General features: G+C 60.7%; 24 protein-coding genes and 1 tRNA gene. 17 read left to right on the forward strand and 8 right to left on the reverse strand.

From position 1 onward, the window contains the following. The first annotated feature begins 120 nt into the window (after window positions 1-120). The 3 genes from HZB49_RS15130 to HZB49_RS15140 are packed head-to-tail and all read left to right on the forward strand — an operon-like array spanning window position 121 to window position 2,449. Window positions 121-420 carry a PepSY domain-containing protein gene (locus tag HZB49_RS15130; protein WP_291612700.1) on the forward strand — a complete coding sequence of 100 codons (300 nt, stop codon included), beginning with the start codon at window positions 121-123 and terminating at the stop codon, window positions 418-420. Continuing rightward, on the forward strand, window positions 420-1,085 hold the full coding sequence (locus HZB49_RS15135) for a response regulator transcription factor (RefSeq protein WP_291612701.1): 666 nt from the start codon (window positions 420-422) through the stop codon (window positions 1,083-1,085). The genes HZB49_RS15130 and HZB49_RS15135 overlap by 1 nt, the downstream gene beginning before the upstream one ends. After that, a complete protein-coding gene (locus HZB49_RS15140) occupies window positions 1,082-2,449 on the forward strand; it encodes a HAMP domain-containing sensor histidine kinase (RefSeq protein WP_291612703.1) in 1,368 nt (455 codons plus the stop codon). The genes HZB49_RS15135 and HZB49_RS15140 overlap by 4 nt, the downstream gene beginning before the upstream one ends. Here the strand turns inward: HZB49_RS15140 and HZB49_RS15145 are convergent. From HZB49_RS15145 to HZB49_RS15165, 5 genes are all read right to left on the reverse strand, one after another. Beyond that, window positions 2,446-2,772: a hypothetical protein gene (locus HZB49_RS15145; protein WP_291612705.1), complete on the reverse strand. Its 327-nt coding sequence runs from the start codon at window positions 2,770-2,772 to the stop codon at window positions 2,446-2,448. The two genes, HZB49_RS15140 and HZB49_RS15145, sit on opposite strands and share 4 nt — an antisense overlap. Before the next feature lie 8 nt (window positions 2,773-2,780). Then, the gene (locus HZB49_RS15150; protein ID WP_291612707.1) at window positions 2,781-3,860 is read right to left on the reverse strand and encodes an LLM class flavin-dependent oxidoreductase; all 1,080 of its coding nucleotides are present in this window, start codon (window positions 3,858-3,860) and stop codon (window positions 2,781-2,783) included. A gap of 194 nt (window positions 3,861-4,054) precedes the next feature. After that, window positions 4,055-5,365 carry a TRAP transporter large permease gene (locus tag HZB49_RS15155; protein WP_291612794.1) on the reverse strand — a complete coding sequence of 437 codons (1,311 nt, stop codon included), beginning with the start codon at window positions 5,363-5,365 and terminating at the stop codon, window positions 4,055-4,057. A gap of 26 nt (window positions 5,366-5,391) precedes the next feature. Next, window positions 5,392-5,940 carry a TRAP transporter small permease gene (locus HZB49_RS15160; RefSeq protein ID WP_291612709.1) on the reverse strand — a complete coding sequence of 183 codons (549 nt, stop codon included), beginning with the start codon at window positions 5,938-5,940 and terminating at the stop codon, window positions 5,392-5,394. A 74-nt stretch (window positions 5,941-6,014) separates the two neighbouring features. Further along, a complete protein-coding gene (locus tag HZB49_RS15165) occupies window positions 6,015-7,022 on the reverse strand; it encodes a TRAP transporter substrate-binding protein (RefSeq protein ID WP_291612710.1) in 1,008 nt (335 codons plus the stop codon). A 145-nt stretch (window positions 7,023-7,167) separates the two neighbouring features. Between HZB49_RS15165 and HZB49_RS15170 the strand changes: the two genes are divergently transcribed. From HZB49_RS15170 to HZB49_RS15195, 6 genes are all read left to right on the forward strand, one after another. After that, entirely contained in the window at window positions 7,168-7,920 is a 753-nt protein-coding gene (locus tag HZB49_RS15170; protein ID WP_291612711.1) for a GntR family transcriptional regulator, read from the forward strand. A 106-nt stretch (window positions 7,921-8,026) separates the two neighbouring features. Beyond that, window positions 8,027-8,103: transfer RNA gene (locus tag HZB49_RS15175), tRNA-Arg, on the forward strand. 301 nt (window positions 8,104-8,404) lie between these two features. Beyond that, on the forward strand, window positions 8,405-8,614 hold the full coding sequence (locus HZB49_RS15180) for a hypothetical protein (RefSeq protein ID WP_291612712.1): 210 nt from the start codon (window positions 8,405-8,407) through the stop codon (window positions 8,612-8,614). Next, entirely contained in the window at window positions 8,614-9,477 is an 864-nt protein-coding gene (locus tag HZB49_RS15185; protein ID WP_291612713.1) for a hypothetical protein, read from the forward strand. The genes HZB49_RS15180 and HZB49_RS15185 overlap by 1 nt, the downstream gene beginning before the upstream one ends. A gap of 86 nt (window positions 9,478-9,563) precedes the next feature. Next, complete coding sequence (locus tag HZB49_RS15190; protein WP_291612714.1) at window positions 9,564-11,150, forward strand: recombinase family protein; 1,587 nt, start codon at window positions 9,564-9,566, stop codon at window positions 11,148-11,150. 55 nt (window positions 11,151-11,205) lie between these two features. Beyond that, window positions 11,206-11,388 (forward strand): hypothetical protein, encoded by a 183-nt coding sequence (locus HZB49_RS15195; RefSeq protein WP_291612716.1) that lies wholly within the window; start codon window positions 11,206-11,208, stop codon window positions 11,386-11,388. 170 nt (window positions 11,389-11,558) lie between these two features. On the opposite strand, the gene HZB49_RS15200 is transcribed toward HZB49_RS15195, so the two are convergent. Both HZB49_RS15200 and HZB49_RS15205 read right to left on the reverse strand, forming a co-directional pair. Next, entirely contained in the window at window positions 11,559-11,876 is a 318-nt protein-coding gene (locus tag HZB49_RS15200; protein ID WP_365857989.1) for a hypothetical protein, read from the reverse strand. Window positions 11,877-12,035: 159 nt separating this feature from the next. Beyond that, window positions 12,036-12,236, reverse strand: a complete 201-nt coding sequence (locus tag HZB49_RS15205; protein ID WP_291612718.1) for a hypothetical protein — start codon at window positions 12,234-12,236, stop codon at window positions 12,036-12,038. Window positions 12,237-12,389: 153 nt separating this feature from the next. Here HZB49_RS15205 and HZB49_RS15210 point away from each other — a divergent pair, with 153 nt between their 5' ends. From HZB49_RS15210 to HZB49_RS15235, 6 genes are all read left to right on the forward strand, one after another. Continuing rightward, window positions 12,390-13,556: a glycosyltransferase family 2 protein gene (locus HZB49_RS15210; protein ID WP_291612720.1), complete on the forward strand. Its 1,167-nt coding sequence runs from the start codon at window positions 12,390-12,392 to the stop codon at window positions 13,554-13,556. A 270-nt stretch (window positions 13,557-13,826) separates the two neighbouring features. Continuing rightward, complete coding sequence (gene asnB, locus HZB49_RS15215) at window positions 13,827-15,752, forward strand: asparagine synthase (glutamine-hydrolyzing) (RefSeq protein WP_291612722.1); 1,926 nt, start codon at window positions 13,827-13,829, stop codon at window positions 15,750-15,752. A gap of 27 nt (window positions 15,753-15,779) precedes the next feature. Further along, on the forward strand, window positions 15,780-17,963 hold the full coding sequence (locus HZB49_RS15220) for a bi-domain-containing oxidoreductase (RefSeq protein WP_291612724.1): 2,184 nt from the start codon (window positions 15,780-15,782) through the stop codon (window positions 17,961-17,963). Beyond that, on the forward strand, window positions 17,960-18,859 hold the full coding sequence (locus tag HZB49_RS15225) for a class I SAM-dependent methyltransferase (protein WP_291612726.1): 900 nt from the start codon (window positions 17,960-17,962) through the stop codon (window positions 18,857-18,859). The genes HZB49_RS15220 and HZB49_RS15225 overlap by 4 nt, the downstream gene beginning before the upstream one ends. A gap of 64 nt (window positions 18,860-18,923) precedes the next feature. Next, window positions 18,924-19,760 (forward strand): class I SAM-dependent methyltransferase, encoded by an 837-nt coding sequence (locus HZB49_RS15230; protein WP_291612728.1) that lies wholly within the window; start codon window positions 18,924-18,926, stop codon window positions 19,758-19,760. Window positions 19,761-19,787: 27 nt separating this feature from the next. Further along, entirely contained in the window at window positions 19,788-21,446 is a 1,659-nt protein-coding gene (locus HZB49_RS15235; RefSeq protein ID WP_291612730.1) for a hypothetical protein, read from the forward strand. Between the two features lie 15 nt (window positions 21,447-21,461). On the opposite strand, the gene HZB49_RS15240 is transcribed toward HZB49_RS15235, so the two are convergent. Next, complete coding sequence (locus HZB49_RS15240; protein WP_291612732.1) at window positions 21,462-23,399, reverse strand: hypothetical protein; 1,938 nt, start codon at window positions 23,397-23,399, stop codon at window positions 21,462-21,464. Window positions 23,400-23,639: 240 nt separating this feature from the next. Between HZB49_RS15240 and HZB49_RS30055 the strand changes: the two genes are divergently transcribed. Further along, a complete protein-coding gene (locus HZB49_RS30055) occupies window positions 23,640-24,203 on the forward strand; it encodes a UDP binding domain-containing protein (RefSeq protein ID WP_365858012.1) in 564 nt (187 codons plus the stop codon). A gap of 121 nt (window positions 24,204-24,324) precedes the next feature. Continuing rightward, window positions 24,325-25,605 carry an O-antigen ligase family protein gene (locus tag HZB49_RS15245; RefSeq protein WP_291612735.1) on the forward strand — a complete coding sequence of 427 codons (1,281 nt, stop codon included), beginning with the start codon at window positions 24,325-24,327 and terminating at the stop codon, window positions 25,603-25,605. Window positions 25,606-25,611: the final 6 nt, after the last annotated feature.

The following is a 25,611-nucleotide window of genomic DNA, read 5'->3' on the forward strand; positions in this document are numbered from 1 at the left end:
ACTATCGGCCGGCAGCACTGACAGCCGCCTGTTGAGCGATGTCAGCGAATTGTCAGGTGATCCATGCGAGGAGAAGCCTGAGAGGTATCGGGTCCGGTCATGCGGTTGAATGCGAGAGTCATGGCAGTTGCGTTAGCGGCGGCGCTTGCGGCGTTCGCCCCGGCGGCGTCGCGCGCCGACAGCGATGAGCGCGACCACAATCTGGCGCGACAGGCGGTCGAACGCGGCGAGATCAAGCCGCTGGCCGAGATCCTGCGGATCGTGCGCGGCAAGCTTCCCGGCGAGGTCACGAGCGTGAAGCTCGAACGCGAACACGGACGGCTGAGTTACGAACTCCGGGTCGTCGGCGCGCAGGGACGCCTTCTCGAGGTTCATGTCGACGCGGCGACCGGCGAGATCGGCCGCACCCGGGAGAAATGATGCGCATATTGCTTGTCGAGGACGACCGCAGGATCGCCGCCGATGTCGAGCGCGCGCTGCTCGCGGCCGGCTATGTCGTCGACCGCGAAAGCAAGGGCGAAGACGCCTGGTTCCGCGGCGACACCGAGGACTATGCGGCGATCATCCTGGATCTCGGGTTGCCCGGCATGGACGGCCTGGCCGTGCTCAAGCGCTGGCGCGCCAGCGGCCGCACCACGCCGGTCCTGATCCTGACCGCGCGCGGCAGCTGGAGCGAACGCGTCGACGGCATCGATGCCGGCGCGGACGACTATCTGCCGAAGCCGTTCCAGATGGAGGAGCTGCTGGCGCGGCTGCGCTCGATCCTGCGCCGCTCGGCCGGCCGCGCCTCTTCCGTGGTGACGATCGGCGACCTCACCATCGACGAGCGCCAGATGAAGGTCAGCGTCCGCGGCGTTCCGATCAACCTGTCGGCGCTGGAATATCGCGCCGTTGCCTGCTTGATCCACCAGCGCGGCCGTGTCGTGTCGCAGCTCGAGCTCAGCGAGAATATCCACGGCACCGACGATGCCCAGGATACCAATGCGATCGAGGTTCTGATCGGCCGGCTGCGCCGCAAGCTCGGCATCGATCTCATCGAGACCCGGCGCGGCTTCGGCTATCTGATCCCGGATTCGGTCGAATGAAGGGGAATTCGCTGCGGCTGCGCCTTGTCGCTACCGGCGTGGCGGCGATCGTCCTCGCCCTGGCGATGGCCGGTCTGGGCCTGACGCTGCTGTTCGAGCGTCACGTCGGCCGCACGGTTTCCCAGGATCTCGACGTCCATCTCAAGAAGCTTCTGGCGGACCTCGAGGTCGACGCCGATGGCCGCATTGTGATGACCGGCGGCCCCGCCGATCCGCGATTCATCGAGCCGCTGTCGGGGCTGTACTGGCAGGTTGCCGACGACCGCGGCCAGACGCTGCGCTCGCGCTCGCTGTGGGATTCGTCGCTGCTGCTGCCGAAGGACACGCCGGCCCCGGGCGAGGTGCATCGGCACGTGGCGATCGGCCCGGGCGATGCAAAGGTGCTGATCGCCGAACGCGAGGTTCAGCTCACCATCAACGGACGCGAAACCCCGATCACGGTCGCAGTCGCCATCGATGCCGCGCATGTGGCGGCGGCGACCACCGCGTTCGCCAACGACCTCGTCATCGCGCTCGGCCTGCTCGGGATCGTGCTGGCGGCGGCGACCGCAATCCAGGTCGGGCTGGGGCTGCGGCCGCTCGACGTATTGAGGCGCGGTGTCGCGAACATCCGTGCCGGCCGCGACTTTCAGCTCGCTTCCGGCGTGCCCGACGAGGTACGGCCGCTGGTCGAGGAGGTGAATGCGCTGCTCGCAGCCCGCGCCTCCGAAGTCGAACGTTCCCGTCACCGCGCCGCCGATCTCGCCCACGGGCTGAAGACACCGCTGGCGGCGCTGGCGGCGGATGCCGCCCGGCTGCGCGAGGCGGGACAGCCGGACATTGCCGACGGCATCGACGACGTGATCGGAACCATGCGCCGCCATGTCGACCGCGAGCTGGCGCGGGCCCGGCTGCGCGGCATCGCCGGCTCGCAGCCGGATGTTTCGACAGAACTCGCGCCGTTGAGCCGCTCACTGGTGGCGACGCTGGCGCGGACGCCGGAAGGCGCAGGGATCGAATACGACATCGCAGTGGCCGACGCCGTCACCGTGCCGTTCGAGCGCTCCGATCTGGCCGAGGCGCTCGGCAACCTCTTGGAAAACGCCACGCGCCACGCCCACAACCGGGTGCGGATCGCCGCCGCGGACAGCGGGGAGATCGATGTCGAGGACGATGGCCCCGGCATTGCCGAGGCAATGCGCCCGATCGTGCTCGCCCGCGGCGGACGGCTCGACCAGCGCGGGAGCGCCGGGCTCGGTCTTGCCATCGTCCAGGACGTGGTCGAGGCCTATGGCTGGACCGTGCAGCTCGACCGTTCAGAACTCGGCGGGCTGCGTGCGACGATCAAGCCGCGCGCCGCAGCAGATCGGGACGACGGCGGCTAGCTGTTCAAATCCTTGCAGCGGCGCCATTCGGTCGGCTTGTCGCCATTTGCACCCTGGCGCGAGAAGGCCAGATATTCGCTGCGCAGGATGATGTTCACGGTGTCACCCGCGCCGCTGTCGCCGGGCGGGATCACGTAGTCGAAGGCGTGGCGGCTGTAATTGCCGGCGATCTGCCTGCCGCTGGGAATGGTGATGTTGTCGCCGCGGATCGACATGCGCTGGCCGTCGGCGCTGCACCAGTCGCCGTCGATGGCGTCGGCATGGGCGGCGCCGGCCTGCATCACCACGGCCAGAGCTAGCGGAAGCATCAGCCTGCGCGACATAACTCCTCCTAGGCAGCGAGCCGCCCGCGGTTGTTCTCGGCGAGGATCGGGCGGATCAGCCGGCCGAAGCGTTCGGCTTCCTCGTCGTGGAGATAGCCGGACAGGCAGAAGGAGTGGCAGCCGGCGTCGATGAATTGCTGCAAGGTCGCCGCGCACTGCAAGGGATTGCCGACCACGCAGATGCCGGCTCCCGGACGGACCTTGGTGATGCCGGTCCACAGATGCGGCAGCAGCAGGTCGCCATGCTCGCGGGCGAGCTGCTGCACGCGGAGATTTGCTTCCGACCTGGTGTAGAGCGTCTTGATCTCCTGCTTCTGCCGCTCGGTGGCGTGGCGCACCAGCTGGTCGGCCGCCTCCCAGGCGTCCTTCTCGTCCTCGCGGCAGATCACCTGCAGCCGCATGCCGAAACCGATCTCGCTGGCCCGGCCATGCGCGCGCGCCAGCTCCCTGATCTCGGCGATGTTGGATGCGATCTTCTCCGGCAGGTCGCCCCAGAACAGATGCACGTCGGAATGCCTGGCCGACAGTTCCCAGGCCTGGCGCGAGCCGCCGCCGAGATAGAATTTCGGGTGCGGCTGCTGCAGCGGCCGCGGCCGGATGAAGGCGCCGGAGACCTTGTGAAACCTGCCGTCGAAATGCACGGGGCCGCGCGTCGACCACAGCGCCTTCAGGATCGAGACCTCCTCCTCCATCAGCCCATAGCGCTCTTCCTTGGCGTAGCGCACGCCCTCGGCCTCGACCTCGCTCTCGTTCTGTCCGGCGATCAAATTGATGCAGATGCGCCCGCCCGACATCTGGTCGAAGGTCGAGATCATCTTGGCCATCAGCACCGGATTGATATAGCCCGGCCGCGCCGCGATCAGCGGCTTGATCTTGCCCGAGCGCGCCGCCATGAAGGCGCCCGCGATCCACGCCTCCCAGCACACCGAGCCGACCGGGATCAGCAGATATTCGAAGCCGGCCCGCTCGGCCGCGGCTACCACGCGGTCGCACAGTTCCACCGAGCCGGGAATCTGGGCCTCGGGCAGGCCATAGGCCGTGGTGTCGCCGTGCGTCGGCAGGTACCAGCCAAATTCCAGCGGACGCATGCGCGTTTCTCCCGTTCCTGCGCGGCGGACGAAGCCCGCGCGGTTGCCGTTTTGCCGGCCAGTTTACAGGCTGCGGCGGGCGAGACAATCGGGCGCACCGGCCGGTCTCTTAATATGGATCAAGAAAAGCCCTGCGCTTCGTGCCCTCGACATGATGGAAGAGGCCCAACCGGGACGGCTGTCCCAGGAACGGCTCAAGGGCAGAGATAGCCCGCACCACTCGGATTCTTGAAGCAACCGACCGATTCCGGCAGCAGATGCCTCGGCAGCCACAGCACGATTTCGGGCAAGAAGATACAGAAGGCGATCGCCGCGAAAAACACCACGTAGATCGGCAGCGATGCGAACATCGCCCTGCCAAAGCGTACGCCGACGAATTTCGACGCCATCAGCAGCGCCAGCCCGTAGGGCGGCGTGATCAGCCCGAACGCCAGCGTCACGATGATGACCACACCCATATGCACCGGATTGATGTCGGCATTCTGCGTCAGGTCCGTGATGATCGGCATGAAGATGATGATCGCGGGAATGGCATCGATGAAGTCGCCGACGATCACGAACAGCACTACCAGCAAGAGCATGATCATGAAGGGATCGCCGCCCGCCGCCGTCGCTATCCAGCCCGACACTACGGCCGGTCCGCGCAGATAGGCCAGCATCCAGCCGAACACCGACGCCGCACCGATGGTGATCAGCGGGATGGAGTACAGCAGTCCCGTCATCGCCATGTCACGCGGCAAATGAATCACATGCCTGGGGTTGAGCAGCGGGATCGCTACGAACACGATATAGGCGACCGCGATGATGCCGGCCTCGGTCGGCGTGAACTGCCCGGTGAGGATGCCCCCCATGATGATGAGCGGGATCATCAGCGGCACCGCTGCCTGCTTGGTGGCCGTGGTGAACTGGCCGAACGTCGCACGCGGACGCATGATACCGACCGGTCCGAAGAAATGGCTGTAGATCATCAGGCCGATGCCGACGAGAACGCCGGGCACGACGCCGCCGAGGAACAGCCCGCCGATCGAGACATTGCCGGTGGCGCCGTACACGACGGCCATGATGCTGGGCGGAATCAAATTCGCCATGGTCGAGGCGGAAGCGATCAGCGCGGCGGTGAAGGCGAGGTCGTAGCCTTCCCGCTTCATTTCCGGCGCCAGCGTTCGCGACAGTACGGCGACGTCGGCGGCGGACGAGCCCGAGATGCCGGCGAAGAACATGCTGAAGATCGTCACCACCTGCGCCAGGCCGCCGCGCAGGTGGCCGACCATGGTTTGCGACAGCGCGATCATGCGCCCGGTGACGTTGGACGACGTCATGAGGTCGCCGACCAGCAGGAAGAACGGCACCGCCAGCAGCGCTTCGGTATCCATGCCGTTGAAGAGCTGCGCCATCATTGAGGCGAGGCTGACAGGCGTGAACGCAGTCACCACCAGCACAGCGGCGATCAGCGCGAACGCCACGGGCACGCCCATATAGCCGAGGAACAGGAACAGGAACCCCATCGTGAAGATGAGCACGCCATTGGTGGTCACAGCGATTTCCTCTTCTCGTCCGCATGCGCCGTGCTGCCGAAGCCGTTGTTCCAGCCGTTGACCATTTGCTCGATGGTGAAGACCAGCACCAGGACGCCGCACAGCGGGATCGCCGCATAGAGGCTCGACAGCGGCGTCAACGACGGCATGCGCAGGCTCTTGAACCCGTCGAGGAAATTCAGGTAGCCGAAATAGATCATGCAGACGGCAACGCCGGCGACGACCACGCGGTTGAAGATCTCGAAGAACAGCCGCTTGTTGCCGGTCAGCGATTCCGCGAGCACGGCGAGATAGAGATGATCGTTGCGCCGTGTCGCCGCGGCGACGCCGATGAAGATGCCGTAGATGAAGAAGGTCATCGTCGCCTCCTGCAGCCAGAGCCAGGGGCGGCCGATGGTGCGGGTGACGATGTCGCACATCACGAGCACGGAAAATCCGGTGATGGCCACGCCACACAGGATCATCAGGAGCTGCTCGAGCCAGTCCAGCGATCGCCACTTCAGGTGCCGCTGGTCGTCGAGGACGAGGCTGTCGAATCCGCTCATGATCGATCTGGTGTCCGAACCGGAAAAAGGCGGCGGGGAGCGCTCCGGCTCCCCGCCTCGCGAACGCAATGGACCTACTTGACGTTACGCACCATGCCGAGGACCTTCACGGCGTGCGGTCCGAGGTCGGACGCCAGCTTGTCCTGGATCGGCTTGCTGATCTCGGCGAACCCGCTCTTGTCGACCTTCTTGACGACCTTGACGCCGATCTTCTCGAGCTTGGCCAGCGCTTCATGCTCGAGCTTGAAGGCGGCCGTCGGCTCGTTCCTGCTGACTTCGTCAGCCGCCGCCTGCACCCATTTCTTCTGCTCGTCGGTGAGGCTGCTCCAGACCTTGTCGCTGACGAACAGCGCGGCGTTGTTGGCCTCGTGCTCGCTGAGCGAGAGCACCGGCGCGGGCTCGTAGTGCTTGTTGACGAGGTAGTTGTTGATGCCGTTTTCGGCCATGTCGACCACGCCGGTCTGCAGCGAGGTATAGACCTCACCGAACGGCATGTGCACCACCTGGGCGCCGTAAGCCGGGAACAGCGTGTCTTCGGTCACGGTCGCCTGCACCCGCATCTTCATGCCCTTGAGGTCGGCCACCTTCTCGACCGGCTTCTTGCCGTAGATGTGCCGCAGGCCCTGCGATCCCAGGCCCAGCATGTGGGCGCCCTTCATCTTGGCCGCGTAGAGCTCCTTCATCGCCGCGATCACGGCGGGATCGCCCAGCACCTTGATGGCGTGGGCCTCGTCGCGGAAAATGAAATGGATCGAAAAGACGCCGGACTCCGGCTGTGCCGTCGAGGCGTTCGCGGTCGACAGCATCACGAAATCGATGTCGCCGGTCTGCACCTTCTGCAGGGTCTGTGCCTCGGTGCCGAGCTGGGCGCCGGGATATTGATTGATCGAGAGCGTGCCCTTGCTCAGCTCGCCCAGCTTCTTGTTGAACATGTCGGCGCCGATGCCGTAGCCGCTGTTCCTGGGCTGGTCATAGGCAAACGAGAATTCGCGCTTCTGCGCATGCGCCGCGGACGAGATGATCGCCAGCGCCGCGCCGAGCAGAATGCCGCGCGCGAGCGGCAGATACCGTGAAACGGACATTGCTTCCTCCCCTGCTGTCGCCGCTTTTGCCGGCTGATCGTTCGCCGGACGTCGGTTCCGGCAGGTCATTATCAACCCGCCGATTTCTGCAAACAAGATAGTTTTTAATATTGTATACTATTTGGGAAGGTGGCAGATTTCGCCAATGGCGACCGCTAGAACTTCCAGGAAACCGCCGTCCCGCAGGAACACGGCTGAACTCACCGGCAGGTCATCGAGGGCGATCGAGCCCCAGGCGCGCGAGCCGTCGATCGTCGACCTGATCGTCAGAAAGCTGCAGGAGGAAATCGTGCTCGGGCGGCGGCATCCGCGCGAGCGCCTGGTCGAGCAGGATCTGTGCGTGGCGTTCGATACCCATCGCGGCGACGTCCGGCTCGCACTGTTCGAGCTGGAAAAGATGGGGATCGTCGAGCGGATCCCGAACCGCGGCGCTATCGTGCGCGATCTCAAGCCGCGCGATGTTCGCGATATCTACGCCGTGCGCGAGGAGCTCGAGGTGATGGCGGTGAATATCCTGCCGTTTCCGGTGCCGGATGCCGACATCGCAAGGCTGGAGGCGATCCAGCACGCGCATGGCAAGGCCGTCGATGCCGGCGACCTGCTGGCCGTGTTTCACAATAACGTGCAGTTCCACCGCGCCCTGTTCGGCCTGTGCGGCAACACCTGCCTGATCGAAACCATCGAGCATCTGGCGCAGAAGGCCTCCGGCATCCGCTCCTATGCGCATGCCATGCCGGAGGCGCTCAACGATGCAAGGCGGGATCACGTCGCCATGATCAAGGCGCTGCACAGCTCGCGCCGCGACCATCTGGTCGACCTGACGCGACGTCACCTCAAGCCGGCGGTGCTCGCCTATGTCAACGCCTACCGGCTGCGTTTTGGCGAGGCCGACGCCTGAACCCGGGCGCTCCGCCGGTCGACAGTTCGCCCGCGGGCGCGGGCGCCGACAGGTCCGGCGGCAGGTTGCCCCTGCCCGGCCAATCGGCTAAATGGGAGCGCTCAAAGCACCCGTAGCTCAGCTGGATAGAGCGTTGCCCTCCGAAGGCAAAGGTCACACGTTCGAATCGTGTCGGGTGCGCCAGTATTTCAAGCAATTTTTCTAACTTATGGCTTTTTATGGATAGCGCCGGGTAAGCACCGGGTAAGCAGGCTAGCGCCTTTCTCGAATCCTGAATAAGCGCTCCAAGTCGGGATCATCAGCCGCCCGCGACGCGGTCGGACGAACATTCCCAAGGTATTTTCTCGGCGCCGCGAGCGTGCTGTACTGAGACTTGAACTCGCCTTGGAAAATTGATCGACGTAACTCAGTTGCCGCAGTTGATGGGATTCGCAGTTGTTTGCGTCGTGGCGGTTCTCCTGACAACCCCGCTCGCTTACATGTCATGGCGATTGATCGAATTACCACCGATGCGATTTTCAAAATCGATACGGAGTTCAAAGCTGGTCAGCAGTTGCGGCGAGAGCCAGCAATCGGCCAAGACATTGACCTCAATGCGATAAACGAAGGACTCGCGGTGGACGCAGCTATTGCCATTGCACTTCATACTCTGGCGTCCGCACCGGTATCGGCCACGCACGCTTTGGCTCCGTGATGCGACCTGTTGCGAAGACCATTCTGGCCCTGAAATGGCCGCTTCGCCTCGCCGGGATCGCTTTGGCGATTTTCCTCGCTTATTTCGCTGTCAATTTCTCTTCTCTCTATGCCCGGGTGAAACTCGACCGGTCCTACCCTGCCCTTAGCAGATATGCCTTCGAGCGAACCCCCGACGTCGCAATCGTAGGCAGTTCGATGTCATTTCGGATGTACGAAGGGTACTTCAGCACTCCACTGCGCAACATATCAATCGGCGGCGGTTCAGCGGCAACTGGGCTCGCCATTGTCGCCAGTTATCGGTCACTGCCCAAGCTCATCCTGGTAGAAACCAATATCCTCTCCAGGCGCATCGAGCAGAACCTGGTTGATGCATTCGGTGACAACCCCTCCGAGCCATACCAATGGTTCAAGCCTATAAGGGCCGTCATTTCGTGGGTCTATTACTACGTCAAATACAGCTCCGAAGTCGAAAAGGTGACGCGTCTGCCTCTCTTGCCGCCGTCAACATACGACATACGGGACAACGTCAACGCGACTATCGCCGAATTTGCCGGCAAGGATTGGGACGTGATAATGCGCCCTCAAATGCGCGAGCTATCGGATCTGGTTGGCGAGTTGGAGCGACGTGGCTGTCGTGTTGTGCTATTCGAACTTCCTGTCGTTCCGGAGTTGAGGAACAACGCATATTTTCGCGTGGCTCATCGCCTCGCGCGTGATGCGTTCCCCGAGGAAGGCCGATGGCTGCAAATTTCCGACAAGGAACTTCGTTGGGTCGATTCCTCTCATTTCGATGAGCGATCAGCGATCCTAGTGGCACGCCAGTTCGACCATTTCCTGGCCGGCCAGTCATCCGCTCGCTAGCGTCTGCACCGAGGCCAGAAAAACACTGGTCTAGCCCTCCGGCCCGATGCAAGATCGCGGTTGCCTGCACGACATGGGGTCTACCTGTGACGAAGTCGCTGATCGTGCGCCGCGCGGAGTTGTCAAAGTTTGGAGGCCAGCTTAGCCAGCGGGCTGCCCAATACGTTCGGATGTCGACGATCCATCAGCGCTACTCGATCGAAAACCAGGCGGCTGCGATTGCGGCTTATGCCGCGCGCTACAACCTCACGATTGTTCGAACATATCGGGACGACGGCATTAGCGGCCTTAGGATCGATAAGCGAGGCGGTCTGAAGCAGCTCATTGCTGATGTCTGCTCGGGCCACGCCGACTTCAGCCGGGTGCTGGTCTATGACGTAAGCCGCTGGGGACGCTTCCAGGATGTCGATGAGAGCGCTCACTACGAATTTCTCTGCCGTCAGGCCGGCATAAGTGTTGAATACTGCGCAGAGCAGTTCGACAACGATGGCAGCCTGCTGTCGAGCATCGTCAAGAACCTCAAGCGCGTGATGGCGGCGGAGTTCAGCCGCGAACTTTCCGCCAAGGTTCATGCCGGGCAATGCCGGGTTGCAGGTCTGGGCTTCCGGGTAGGCGGCCCGCTCACTTATGCTCTTCGCCGCGAACTGGTCGATGAGAACCGGGTTTCAAAAGGCGCCCTCAGGCGTGGTCAGCAGAAGAACCTGAAGGCGGACCGTGTCGTCCTCAGGCTCGGTCCGCCCGAAGAAGCCGAGATGGTCCGAAGGATCTTCCGAGAATATGTTGAGGAGCGCCTTTCGGCAGAGGAAATCGCGCGCCGCCTCAACCGCGAAGGCGTTCCAAATCATCGGCGGCGTCCCTGGACTCGGCTGATCGTCACATACCTCCTGCGAAACGAGAACTACATCGGCAACACGGTCTACAATCGGAAGTCATTCAGACTTCGCTTGCAGAGGGTTTCGAATCCGCCCTCCGAGTGGGTCAGAAGCAAAGGCGTCATCCCGGCTATTGTGGATCGAGGCACTTTCCTTCGTGCCCAGCGACGATCGGTTCTTCGTTGGCAACATCTGACGGATGACGAACTACTCCAGCGCCTCAGGTCGCTGCTGGAAAAGCAAGGCCGGCTGAGCGAGGCGGTCATCAATGATACCCTGGGAGTCCCTTCCATCGGGGTATTCTGCAAGAGATTCGGCAGTCTTCGGAACGCCTACCGCCTCATCGGCTACCAGCAAAAATGGAATGCAGACTGGATTGACCGGAAGGATGCGTTCAATTCAATCGTCAACAACACCGCGGCCGATCTGATCGCGAGATTAGGGAAGGCGGGCACAGCTGCTCGCTACGAAGCCGGGACCGATACACTAATGGCAAACAATGTCGCAATGTCGCTTCGGATAACCCGGTCCTGGTTCAGCGAGGGCAGACGCCCAATCTGGACCATTTATCGCCGCAGCGTTATGCTCACCGGTTTCATTCTCGCGATAAGGCTGGATGAAGCAAACGAAGGTGTGCTGGATTATTTCCTGCTCCCTACCCGCGAAATGAAGAAGGATAAAATCCGCTTCATGGAAGCTGGACTGAGCCGACTTGAGCCCTATCGTTGCGAAAATCTGGCGGCCGTGGCCAGGGCGGTCCTGCACCGGACCGGTCGCCGCCAGAAACGTCACGAGAGGTAATCTCGTCGGTACTTTTTGGGGTCGACTGTGCTATTTTTTCAGGCTGGAGGCCCCAATGACCGATCCGAGAGATATTATTTACGCCGCAATTCATTCTGCCTTTGTCAAATACCCCCGCGAAGATGACCCCGCCTCGCACGATCACTGGATTCAGCCGGAAGAAAGCGCGCATCTGACCAAGGTGGTGCTGGCGGAGCTTGAAGCCAACGGGTTCCAGATCGTCAAAAAATCGAGCTAGGCTGAAGTGTCGTACGCTTAATGCGCCGGGCAGTTGTCGCCACCACCGATGTCAGCGTCGATCGTGGCCCCGGGGCTCGGTCGCTGCCAGTTATTGCAAGGTGAGCGCCTCGATACCCAGGATGCGAACGCGGGATACACCCGGCGCCTCGGCCGCCGCGGCGCCAATGGTCAATTCAGCTTGGATGCGCCAACCGGATTAGGCTGGGGCTGTTCCAGCATCTTGAGAGAGGCGTCGATCGCATTCCTCAGATGCACGGCGGCCGCAGCGCTGCATCGCAGCCGCCCGCACGAGACGAATCTGACATCCACCGTGTCGTCCTGGTGCGGGACCAGGACCCGCGCGCCCAGCTCCACCTGCACGATCCCGCTCATGACTCCGTAGGCCGGCGCAATATCGAAATAGATAATTGGAATGTCGTTTCGGTTCTCGAAGGTGGGAGCCTGTCCCTTGCCGGTCGGATCGATGTCGGGGGGCGGATTGGCCAAAGTGGTGCTCCTCTGTGCATGTCAAAAAAACCTAGCCGGATTGGATTGGGTTAGAAAGGCTTCGTTTTCTGCCTTCGGGAGATGTGAAGCGGTTCATGCGTTTCCCCATACGGGCCAGGTTCGACGCCGACGCCAGGGACGGGCCTGCAAGCCTCGCGGTCAATGAGGTCGCGGCCAGGGCCAGGCGGCCGCCATCAGCGCGAGCACGAGGCCGGTCCAGCTCACCGGGCTGCCGCGTGCTGCACTGAGCGAACGCAGATAGAGGAAGGCGCCGATCAGCGTTCCGTAGTTGCGTCTGAAATCGCCGTTGCGCCTGGCGATCTCGACGAGATCGGAATGTCGCTGGCACTGCCCGGTCATCGGTGCCCTCCTTCTGCTTTTACGAAGGCGCTCCTTTAAGCACTGATTTGCCCGACGGGGCAAGTCCTTTTTCCGCTTTTCGGAACATTTCCTGGGGCGGCAGCGGCGCCGCGGGCGGATTCCGATATGAGATGTTATGACTTAAATCGGCCGGTGACCGACCAGATCAACTTCGGAAATAGCCATGAGCTACGGCCACGATCCCGTCTGGTCCTTCATAGCGTATTGACTCAATTACGGTATTTTGCAATTCGTGACCACAACCCCCTGAAGAACGTGGGCGAGGTCATTTTGATGGGCGATAGCATACGTATTTCGGTCGTCTGCCCATTTTTCAATGAGGAGTCCATTATCGAGTTGGCCGCGCTGCGCATGCTCTGCAACCTGCGGCAGCAACTCGGACACCATGGATGGGAGCTCATACTTGTCGATGACGGCTCCAAAGACTCTTCGCTTGAACTGCTTCTTCGCACTTTGGGAAATCAGTCGGAAGCCGTGCGCGTGATCCGGCTTGCGCGCAATCAAGGGCGTGGCCGCGCGCTCAAGACAGGCATCGATGCAGCTCGCGGCGATGTGATCGTCACAACCGAAGTCGATTGTTCTTGGGGAGACGACATTGTGCTGCGGTTGGCGAATGTTCTTGTCGAACGGCCCGAGATCGACTTCGTCGTTGCGTCCCCTCACCTACCCGGCGGCGGGTTGGCCAATGTACCATTGAATCGCGCGTTCCTTACGACCGTTGGAAACGTAATCATTCGGGGCCTTTTTGCATCCGGTGTGACCATGAACACGGGGATGACGCGCGCTTACCGGAGGGGCGTGATCCAGCCTTTAGTCGCGCATGAGAACGGCAAAGAATTTCACCTTGAGGTGCTTCTCAAACTGCTGACGCTGGGATTCAAGGTCAGCGAGATACCCGCAACAATTACCTGGCAGGACCAAAAGCTCGCGCGACACGCCGAGTCCAAGCGTAAGTCCTCTACAAACATTCAAAAAACGATCAACAGCCATTTACGCTTCGTCGCCATTGCTCAACCGGTTCGATATTTTGCCTGGTTCGCTGTCCTCTCATTGTTGGTCGGCCTTGGATTTATTGCATCCGCAGTGTGGATGCTGCTCATACATGGCCCGGCCGTGTTCCTCGCAATCATCGGGCTGATCATGCTGCTTTTCAGCCTGCTCTTTCTCGGCTTTTCCGTTGTGTTTTTCCAGATGCGGGAGAACATGCGAGAAGATTGGATGCGCTCCTATCCATTACCGCACCCGCCTGCCGCGCAGCGAGGCGCGCCCGTGGCGCTCGACAAACCTTTGGCTGAATAGTCGATGTGTGGCATAAGGCGCTTTGACTAGGTAAGCTCGTGGGATCAATGTCACCTGAGAAGCTCGATTTTGGTGTACGCGCTGTATCGGTCGTTCGTCCCTTCTTTATTGAGGAGGCGATCATCGAGCGAGCGGTTCAGTGTATGCTCGGATCGCGGGATCAATCACCCGAGCCCCCGCCCGCTGTGCTGATGCGAGGATATGGCGCGGCCATCCCGCCGACCGCGAAGCCTGCAGCGTTGGTATTCCTAGTGAGAATCAGCTGACACGATGTGCGGGATTGTCGGAATCGCAGGCCGGGTGGATCCGGCACTGGTGCGCCGCATGGCGGATAGGATTGCGCACCGCGGGCCGGACGGTGCAGGATTTCAAGACGTTCCACGTGCGCAAATCAGCGTCGGGATGCGGCGCCTTGCGGTCATTGATCTCAACACCGGTGATCAGCCGCTGCATGGCGACGGAAATCGCGTGCACATCGTCTACAACGGCGAGGTCTATAATTTTCGCAAGCTGCGTGCCGAACTCCAGGGGCTCGGCTATCATTTCTCCACCCAGAGCGACACAGAGGTCGTATTGAACGCTTATCTGGCGTGGGGGCGCGAGGCATGGGCGCGGCTTCATGGCATGTTCGCGATTGCCATCGTTGATGAACGCGGAGCCAAGACGAAACTGCTGCTTGTCCGGGACCGGCCCGGCATCAAACCGCTCTACTTCTTTCGTCAAGCCAGGACTCTGCTGTTTGCGTCCGAGATCAAGGCGCTTCAGGCGGACAGCAGCCTCTCCTCCGACGTCGATTTGACTGCGGTACGCTCCTATCTTTCGCTACGTTATGTGCCAGGACCGGGATCGCTTCTGGCCGGCGTTGAAAAGCTTCCTGCCGGACACGACCTTGTCTGGTGCGACGGGGACATTGAGATGCGGCGCTGGTGGCATCCCCCGGGTCCGGCTGCGCTCGACTCTGCGCTGGATATCCGTGCAGCGGCGGATCGCCTCGGCGCAGCCCTACGCACCGCCGTTCACAGGCACATGATTGCAGATGTTCCGGTTGGTGCATTCCTGTCCGGCGGCATCGATTCCAACATTATCGTTGCCCTGATGGCGGAGGTTGCTGCCAGTCCGGTAAAGACGTTCTCGATCGGCTTTCCCGACTTTCCCGATGATGATCGCGAACTCGCCGCACTGACTGCAAAGCGCATCGGGACCGACCATCATCCGATCGATTGTCGCGCGCAGGATATGGCAAGTCTGCCGGATATCGCCATCAAGTTGGACGAGCCGGTGGGCGATGCGATCGTTGTGCCGATGAGCGTGCTCGCTCGCGAGGCCAGAAAAGAGGTCACGGTTGTACTGTCCGGCGAAGGCGCCGACGAGATCCTTGGCGGGTACATGTTTCATCGCAAGCTGCAGCAGATCGCGATGATCAAGTCGTTTTTGCCTGCACAACTGTTCCCCGTGGCTGCACGTCTGGCATCGCTGGTTCCAGTCGCTGTTTTCGAGAAGCTCTTCGATTATCCGGGGGCGCTCGGCAATGAAGGGCGCCGCAAGGTCGTGTCCATGCTGGAGCGCATGGGCGATGCGTCGCTTCCCGAACTCTACAGGTCGGCGATCTCGCTGTTTGACGCTGACGATATTCGCGCCATGGCAGAGAACCACTGGCTTGCCGGGACAGCAGGTCAGAAAATCGGCCCGCCGCTGACCCGGCAGCCAGGAGAAACCGTGCTGCAGTCGCTGGTTTCGATGCAGTATCCCGATTGGCTGCCAGACGACATCCTGATGAAGGCGGACAAGATGACCATGGCGCACTCTCTGGAAGGACGGGTTCCTTTCATGGACGAATTGGTCATCTCGGCTGCAGCCTCGTTGCCGGATGCAACCAAGATCGGGATGTCGGGAAACAAGCTTGCCCTGCGCCGCTTTGCGTCCGGGCTCTTGCCGCCGGAAGTCCTGCGGGCGCCCAAGCGGGCCTTTTATGTTCCGCTTGAGGCCTATGCGACCACCAAGCCACTTGCCGATATTTTCGATTGGGCGCTCGATCCGGTGCGCGTCAAGAAGCGGGGTCTCTTCAGTCCACAGTGGATCGCCAAGCAGCGCGCCGCTGGTCGAGCCCAGGGGTTCCTGCCGCTCAAGCGGCTGTTTTCGATTGTCATGCTGGAGCTTTGGTTTGAGCATTTTGCCCCATCCTCAAGCTGGACTTGACTTGCGCGTTGCCGCAAAAGGTTCCGTATGAAGATTGTCGTTCAAAACTTCAAAACCGGCGTTCTATCGGTTGCCGATGTTCCGGCGCCGCGTGCCGGCGCGGGTCAGGTTCTGGTGCGAGCCCACAGTTCGCTGATCAGCTCCGGCACCGATCGCGCGATCATCGGACTGGGCAAGAAGGGATACCTCGGAAAAGCTCTCGATCGTCCCGATCTTGCACGAAAGGTCATCAATCGGGCCCGCACCGAAGGACTCTGGCCGACGTATAAGGTTGTGAAGAATCTGATCGCGGAGCCAATCCCGCTTGGATACTCGCTCGTTGGCACGGCTGTGGAAGTGGGACGTGACGTCGGTGACATCTCGGTTGGCGATCGCGTTGCCTGCGCGGGTCTTGGATACGCAAATCACGCCGAGCTGGTGGCCGTTCCGCAGAATCTATGCGTTCGCGTCCCGAACACGGTGAGTGACGAGCAGGCGAGCTATGTGACGCTCGGTGCGATTGCCTTGCACGGATTGAGGCAAGCAGATCAGCAGATCGGTGCGACGGTGCTGGTCGTCGGCCTCGGGTTGGTTGGCCAACTTACCCTGCAGCTATGCGTGGCGGCGGGCCTGCGCGTTGTGGGCCTCGACCTCGATCCACGCAAGCTCGACATGGCGCGCGCGGCCGGCGCGACCGTCGCCATGGTGCCGTCGGATTCCGGGCTCGCTGCCCGCATCGCCGACGTGACTGGCGGCTTCGGGGTGGACGCAGTATTGCTTACGGTGGGATCGCGCGACAGCGGCGCGGTGTTCGAGGATGTCGCGAAACTTTGCCGTGATCGCGCACGCGTTGTCGTGGTCGGCGATGTCAAGATGGATATCGCCCGGCGAACCTATTTCGAAAAGGAGCTGGAGATTTTGCAATCGCGCTCGTACGGGCCGGGCAGATATGATCCGGCATACGAGGCGAAGGGGCAGGACTATCCAATCGGCTACGTGCGCTGGACCGAACGGCGCAACCTTTCTTCATTTGTCGAATTGATCGGAGATGGCCGGCTCGATCCGGCCCGGCTTACGACCCACAGATTTCCGATCGCGGAGGCAGCCGAGGCTTACGATCTCGTCACCGGCAAGAAGCAGGATTTCAGCGTCGGTATCGTGCTCGAGTATCCCACGGAAGCAGCGCCATCGGCATCGCTTGTTGTTTCGCCTTCACGGCAACGGATATCGGGTCAGATCGGACTGGGTGTCATCGGCGCAGGTACGTTCGCGAAGGGCATTCTATTGCCCGCGCTAATGGACACCAAGGCATTCGACATGGTCGGCGTCGCCACCGGCAAGGGAATTTCGGCCAAAAGCGTCGCCGAGCGATACGGGGCACGCATCGCGCACAACGATGGTGCCGCCCTGCTTGACGATCCCTCGATCCAGGCCGTGGTGATCGCGACGCGGCATGACAGTCACGCCCGCTATGTGATCGAGGCACTGAACCGGGGCAAGCATGTCTTTGTAGAGAAGCCGCTGGCGATTTCCCGCCATGAGCTTTCCGAGGTTGAGGCCGCGGCCCGTGCGTCGTCAGCTACGCTGACCGTCGGGTTCAACAGACGCTTCTCCCGTCTCGTGCAAGCCATGGCCACGCATTTCGCCGGCCGGTCGGAGCCGATGGCGATGCTCTATCGTATCAATGCCGGCCGGATTCCGCTTAAGTCCGAGTTGAGCTGGGTGCATGATCCCGCCAGTGGCGGCGGAAGGATCATCGGCGAGGCCTGTCATTTCATCGATACCATGCAGAGCGTTTCCGGATCACTGCCCGTGGCCGTTCAGGTAGCGCACGTCAATCCGCGCCGTTCTGACGTGGCGGGTGACGATATCGTCACGTTCACTGTAACATTTGCCGACGGCTCGATCGGTACCGTGCACTACTGGTCGAACGGGGATGCAAGTTATCCCAAGGAACGGTTCGAGGCTTTTGCGCAGGAGCGCATGGCGATCCTCGACAATTTCCGCACGCTGGATCTGGTTGCCGCAAATAGGACGGAGCGCCGCCGTACCTTGAGTGTCGACAAAGGCTTCGCTGCAGAGGCCTCCGCATTCGTAGCTGCCTGCCGAACGGGAAATCCCGCAATTCCACTGGAAGGCCTTCTTGCCACGACCGAGGTGACGCTCGCGGTTTCTGAGGCAATTCGCGGAGTCGGGTCCCCGCAGGACGGGTCGGGGTCGGACGACGCATGATGATCGATCGCGCACCATGTGTCGTTTGTGGTTCAGTAGCGCTGCGGCCGTTGCGACTGACGCTGACGTATGGTGGCATCCGCGAATGCAGTGCCTGTGGTTCTGGATTACTGGAGCCGCGCCCCTCTTTGCTCGATCTGACCGCACTGCACGGGAGCGACGATTACTTCAACCACCCGTATTTTCTTGAGAGGCGCGAACTGACGACGACAGTGCGGGCGGCATGCGAAGCGAAACTGTCGCGTGTCGAACGCTCAGTGGGATCGCTCAGGAACAAGAGTATTGTCGATGTCGGCTGCGATCTCGGTCTCCTCGTTGCCTACGCTACCGAAAGCCGGCAGATGACGTCCATTGGCATCGATATCTTCCCCAAGGTGGTTGAACTTGGCCGGGCTGCAGGCCGCGATCTGAGGGTGGGGACGCTGGAAAGCGTCGCTCTGCCGGCTGCAAGCGCCGATATGGTCTGTGGTTTCGACTTGATCGAACACGTCGACGATCCCGCCCGGTTTCTCCGCGAGGTCATGCGCGTCCTCAAGCCCGGCGGAACGCTCGCGCTTGAAACACCCAACTATGGTGGACTGGTCTACCGGATCGGCCGCTGGTTGGCGGCGCTGCCGGGTACGTCGGGGTTGCTGCGGCCATTGCAGGAGCGGCTGTGGCCGCCGTTTCATATTCAGTACTTCACACAGGATTCATTGACGCTATTGCTGAAGACGGCAGGTTTTGAGGTGGTGCGTCTTGAGGGGCGCGAACTGGAATCCTCGGAACTTGCCGTGTCGCAACCCCTGCTGCGTCTCGCCGTGCAGAGTGTGTTCGCATTGTCGCGCGCCATCGGTGCCACTACACTGCTGACCGCGATCGCACGCAAGCCAGCCCTAAGTGTTATCCGATCATGAGCGAGCCTGATTCTTCGGCCGCCGGTTATCCCGTAGCAATTCGTCCGCTCCTCGGAGAGTGGTCATGGTAGTCAGCAAGGAGGCGGTGAAGGAGTTCTGGGAGCGTAATCCTCTCTTCAAGGGAGAGGTTGACCTCGACCCGATGTCCCGGGAATTCTTTGAGCGCCATGAGCACACCTATCGAAACGATGTGCTGGCGGGCGGGTTTTCCGATGTCTTCTTTCCATTTCCGGAAGGAGCTTCGGTGCTCGATGTCGGTTGCGGGCCCGGTATCTGGACGCGCGAACTGGCGCGACGCGGATACCGGACGTCCGCCGTCGATCTGACGGAAAACGCGGTTGTGCTGACCAGGCACAGCCTCTCGATGTTTGGACTCACTGCCGAGGTCCAGACCGGCGATGCGGAGAACCTCCCATTCCCGAACGAAACCTTTGACGGCGTTGTGTCGCACGGCGTGATACATCACACGCCGAATACGGAGCGATGCATCGCCGAAATGGCGCGCGTGCTGAAGTCGGGTGGCCTGGCGGTGGTCAGCGTGTACTACAAGAACAGCATTCTTCGCTCGCGCGCATTGACCCGTCTCGCGGCGCTCGTGCTCGGCGGTTGGGTGTCGCTGCCGGGGAGGGGACGCGCAAACATGCTGGCATCCGGCGATCCCGATGAAATCGTCAGGCTCTATGACGGAAGCGGCAATCCGTTGGGAAAGTCGTATACCGCGGATCAATTCGAAGCGATGTTCAGAAATGTCGGTCTCAACGTGAGGGGCAGCTTTCGATACTACTTTCCGCGGCGGGCGTTCGGTCCGGTTGCGGGATTGCTCGCGCCGTTCAAGCGGATGTTGGCGCGGCGATTCGGCCTGATGTACACCGCAATCGCGCACAAAGAGGCCCGACGGTAAAGGTGCATTTGTCAGGAGATTCATAACGTGGGCGAATTGAGAGTCGGTGCACCGGCAGACGCCTATTTGGCGGTTTGCGAACCCGTTCTCGGCCGGGCACTGTCATTTCTCGACGCCGAGGCTACCTCACCGAGCCAGGGAAGTTTCGACCGTACCTGGTGGTGTTGGAAGTTCTCGGATTTTTCCGCGCCGCGATTCCAGGAGGGGGTGTACACGCTTGCCTGGCTCTATGGGTCCGCAAATGCGCCTGATGGCGCGCGCAGAAACGAAAGACTGCTTCGCCAGGCGGCGTCCGCCATCGGGTTCTGGTCCGCCCTGCAACACTCCGATGGAAGTTTTGACGAAGCCTATCCGTTCGAGCGCAGTTTGGCCGCAACGGCATTCACGACGTTCTATGTTGCAGCCGGTATCGAGCGCATACGTGGTGCGCTCGACGCCGTTGCGTTAGAGAACGGCTTGCAATCGATCGAAAGGGCCGCGCTCTGGCTGACGCGGAACGATGAGTTTCACGGGGTGCTGTCGAACCACCTGGCGGCCGCTGCTGCGGCGCTACAGGTTGCTGGCGATGTCCTGCAGACGGATCGGTTCGCCGCGGCGCGGGACCGGTTCCTGGGCCGAATCTATGACAATCAGGATCGTGAGGAGGGTTGGTTCCGCGAGTACGGCGGAGCCGATCCGGGTTATCAAAGCCACGGAATGTTCTATCTCGCCGCGATATGGCGGCGTACCCGAAATGCCGAACTTCTGCAGCGGCTGCGAGAGGGGTGTGAGTTTCTCGCCTGGTTTGCCCATCCAGATGGGACGATGGGTGGCGAATATGCCAGCCGAGGCACTAAATTCGTCTTTCCGGCCGCGTTCGAGATTCTGTCGGCGGAAAGCGAGGCGGCATCCGCAATAGCGGCTCATCTGCGGCAGTGCATAAGCCAGGGGCGCGGCGTCGGTGCCGCCCAGATGGACGCATGGAACATGTTTCCCATGCTCAATAACTACCTTTTCGCGGCGGAAGCGGCGACGGATATCCAGCCGCGGCAATTGCCTTGGCAAGCGGCGGATGCCTCCCGCGTGTTCAAGCGCGCGGGTCTGGCCTTGATCCGCAAAGCCGATCGAATAGCTGCGATAGGACTGGCGACCGGCGGCGTGGTGAAGATGTGGGACGCCCAATCGAATGCGCTGATCTATGAAGATGCCGGGTATGCGGTCCAGGAAAAGCACAAATGGTTCTCGTCCCAAGGCGCAAGCGAGTGGCAAGGCGGGGAAGATGCGGCGTCGTTCGTCATTCGAGTCAGGTTTGAAGGCTTGCCGAATGCGCGCTTCGATCCCTGGCGTTTTCTGTTGTTTCGTGTGTTCACGCTGACGATCGGTCGTTGGCCGCCGATCGCGCGCGGATTGAAGCAATTGCTGGTCTCCGTTCTCATTCGACGGAGGGTTCGGCATCCTGCCTCATTAGAAAGGGCCGTGCGGATCGGGGATGACGGGACGCTTGCCGTTTCGGACCGCCTCCAGAATCTCGCTGCAACGCCGATTCCAATCGCGCGACATGTACCATTCCACATGGGATCTTCCCGCTACGCGGACATGCACGATTGGTTCGGTCCGCAAGTCGAGTGCCCGCCGCCCAGCGTGCAGCTTCCGAACGGAGCGCGCACCGTAACAATTGAGACTTCCGGCGCTCGCTCTACTGTCTGACTCCTGCCATACCTGTCACTGCTCGGTTGGAGCCTTGGCAATCAGGTAGTGCGAATTTTCAAAGACGATCTCCAGCGAAACAGGCTGCACGAGGTTCTTCCTTTGCAGCACAAAATAACGAATGGCGTAGGTGTTCGCCAAACGGACAAAATCCGCCTTGTCCATTGTGTAGTAACGTTGCTGGGCGAACCGCGTTATGCGATCGAGGAGCGGCGACATCCGTCGTTCCGACTTGTCGAATATGTAGGGCGGCGGAGCCTCGAGCCCGAGCGCGCGATAGCGGCTCAAGCCATTTTCGAGATCAGCGGTGTTTGAATTGTAGAGCGTGCTGTAAAGCAGCCATTCCCGCGCAACTCCGAATGATGGTCGGTGCGACTTTCCACGCCAAGCCTCCTGCATGCTCGGGTCCGGCATGAACAACGAGCCGGACGGAGTGTTATTGCGCGCCCAAAGTTCGGCATCGAGCATCGCGTAGGCGTCCTTGCGAAGCTCCGGATTAGGGAGATGACGCAGCGTGTGCGCCATGCGCAAGACCAGCACCGTTACGATCGCCAGGATGACAGGCCCGGAGAAGCGAGCTGCGGGCGGCCAGACCAGCAGCCCGGCCAATATTGCCGTACCGATCACAGCCCGAATGCTGACGCCCGAGTAGTGGGCTTCAGTGAGTTGCGTTAACCTCACTACTCCCGCGGCCCAATAGAAAGCGATCAACGCGACGATCGTCACCGCGAGAGCGGCGGCCAGCGCCGTAATCAGAGGAAACGACCTTTGGCGCCAGTTGGCCCGAAATTCCCAGCCGGCCCGGACGAGCACGGGCCCAGCCGGCATTCCGAGCGACGTCATAAATGGGGCGACGAGGAGAACAGCAGCCATCAATCGCTCGACCTTGTTTCCTTGCGTCATGTCCCGCCAAAGGCGACGAAAGACAATGAAGAAGCCCGCGAGAAGCAAATTCGTGTCCGCTCGGTGCAGTGCGAGCTTGATCAGCGTAGGTGGTGCTGTGGTCAATGAAATAGCGACTCCGGAAACTGTGAGGACAGCCATGGCCATCATACCCAGCCCGAGTTGGCGATCGACCGAGCTCCATTCCGCGAGTTTGCCGTTCAGCGATACAGCTATGAGCAACAACATCGACAATAGCGGCAGAAACTGTCGATAATGCTCCTCCCAGAAAATGCCCTGATAAACGGGATACCAGTGAAAATTCTGCGCCCTGTTCAAGGCCGCGAATAACTCCGGATTGATTGAGCCGCCAGAGATTGTTGTTCGACTGGCGACGTACAGGCCCCACAGCCCGCAGCCGACCACGCCGATAACGACAGGCACGATCAACGACTTGAACGAGGTCGTTCGCCACGAGCTGATGACCATCCCGGTGGCGAACGTACCGGTCAGCACTCCGATTACGGGATGAGTGGCAAAGGAAAGAACGGTCCAGATCGCGGCCTGCGACAGGCGATTGCGCGCTGTTTCCGTGATTGCCAACAGAAATCCCGCATAACTCCAGTGGTACGTCCAGCCGTAGTAGGGAAAGTGGAAGTTGGCGATGTCCGGCGTCCAGTAAGCGCCAAATGCCACAAGCAGGCCGGCGGTTACGGCGGCCAGCCAGGACTTGGTCGGCATCAGAATGCGAGCGGCGTAAATGCCCGCGAAGATGAAGCCAAGAATCTCCAGAAGAATCATCACGCTCCATACTGCATTGACGGAAATGCCGAGGACGTGGGCAGCGAGATAGATGTTGTAGGTGAGGGAGTTTCCGAGAGTCGGGCTGCTGCTTGGGAATCCGGATGTGAAGAGTTCAGAATGCAGCGTTGTCATCGCGAACTCTTCGGGCGTCATGCCCAGAAAAGCTGTTTGAGCATCAAGGTCAGCAGCACAGAAGTACCACGCAACGATGGTTGCGATGGCCACCGCCAGGACGGCGCAGACACGCTCAAGGCGAATTTGATTCACTCCTACGTCCTCATTTGGTTTTCGTTGCCGTTAACGAAAGCGGGTCGGCAACCCTCTTCGAATGTGAGCCTTTATTGCTTTTCGGACAGCCTTCAAAGGCCCTCGTCCGCCAGTCAATAGTACGCTTCGCTCGGCTCGGGTGATTCGAGGTGTAGCGGAAAATCGTTGTGCTGATGGACTCGTCAGCATGAGGCGAAGCGGTCGGGGCCGTATCCTGGGGGAGCAGGGCCCAGCGGATTGGTGGACAGGTGGTTTCAGATTTGTACTAGTTGTTGCCATTCGGCAACAGCTGGCTTTCCTGCTTTTCCCAGTGTTCCGTATGTCCGCCCCTTCAAACTACGCCAGGGAAGATCAGAAGGTGGAGACCAGCTTGGCCACAGCCCGACTGCCAAAGCCGCGTGTCTGGGACTTTCCTACAAGCCAAATACCGATGATTGCCGTGAAAGTCCGGCGCTTCAGAACACGCTTAAGCTGTCAGCTTTCTGGCCGGGACGGGTAGTGGCGGTCGACCCTTGTCGCGACGCGTCGATTCAGAGGGACCATCGCGCTTGCGCCCTCACCTTCATGGAGTATGACCAGGCCGTTGTGGAATGCGATATCATCGTCGCGCTAGTTGGACACCACGAGCTGAAGGTAGTTCGTCAACCGATCGGAAAGACCATTATCGATGCGATCGGTCTTTGGCCGCCAACACGTCTCGGCGTGGGTGCTGGATGGTGCAGAGTGAAAGACGTGGCTAGTGAAAGACGTGGCTGCAGTTGGCCGCGATCTCGGACCCCGCCACATCGGTGGTGCTTAACTTAAGTATCATTTCGTCAGTCCAATAGTTCCTGTCCCCTTCGATGGTCCAAATCATTGTCGTAATCAGCAGCAAAGCTATTCTTTCGGTTGCAGCCCGCAAACGTCGGGCAAGGTGTTTGCTCGCATGTCAATAGGTGAGACACAGCCCTCGTCGTCGGCAATTCTGCGGCTTTGGCGAAATACGGCCCTGTTTGCTGGAATTGCAGATTTCTTCGCAGTGTTGACCGCCGGCGCACTTCCGTGGTCGACATCAATGGTCATTGTATTTGGCTTGTGCTGGCTCGGCGCGGCCGCTTTGACCATAGATTACACTGTCTACTTTGAGAGCCTGAAGCGGCCCATATGCTATTTGCCATTTGCGTTCTTCGCACTGGCGGTCGCTGGGACCCTCTGGTCGGAGGCGACGTGGAGCGATCGCGCTCACGCAATCAATCCTGCTGCAAGATTATTGATGCTGCCCGGATTGTTTTATCATTTTGAACGCTCTTCTCGCGGCACGTGGGTGATGGTGGCGTTTGTTGCCTCCTGCGCCGTGAACATGGCCATGTCGTGGGCTGTCGCGTTCAATCCAACTTTTACGATCAAGCCTCCAGGTTCGGAAGTCTGCGGTGTGTTCGTGAAGAACTACATCGATCAAGGTCAGGAATTTGCCCTATGCGCAGTCACACTGATCTATTGCGCGACACTTCTTCCAAAAGAACGCCGATGGCCTTGGGGTGCTGCGGCGATCACCCTTGCTTTGTGCTTCATTCTCAACATGACGTTTGTTGTTGCATCGCGAACTACCCTCCTGACACTTCCGGTCCTCCTGGCGGCGATCGCCTTTCGATGCCTAAACTGGCGCGCGGCTCTTTCCTTGTCTGTTGTTGCCGTCTTGTTGAGCGTAGCAATGGTGCAATCGCCTCGTATGTGCCCGACGTTTGATACGACCAGAGACTATGAGCGATACAAGGATGACAACGCCGAAACGTCAACTGGGCTGCGTGTTGAGTTCTGGAAGAAGTCTCTGCAGTTCTTCCACGAAGCTCCCGTTGTCGGACACGGAACGGGTTCCATCCGCGATCTTTTTCAGAAGGCCGCGATCGGGAAGAGCGGCGCAGAGGCCGTCGTTACCAGAAATCCGCACAATCAGACCCTCTACGTTGCCGTTCAATGGGGTACGCTCGGAGTTCTGCTTCTTTATGCAATGTGGCTGTCTCATTTCCTGCTGTTTCGTGAGGGCGGCTGGGCCGCGGGTATCGGTGCAACAATCGTCCTGCAGAATGTCATCAGTTCGTTGTTCAATTCGCATCTATTCGATTTCACTGAAGGCTGGATATACGTTCTTGGTGTGGGGATTGCCGGTGGCATGCAACTTCGCAGTCAGCACCAGGCAAGACAGGCCAAAGAAGGCACTTCGGCCTGATGGGGC

The sequence above is a fragment of the Bradyrhizobium sp. genome, assembly GCF_016219575.1.
Classification (GTDB): domain Bacteria; phylum Pseudomonadota; class Alphaproteobacteria; order Rhizobiales; family Xanthobacteraceae; genus Bradyrhizobium.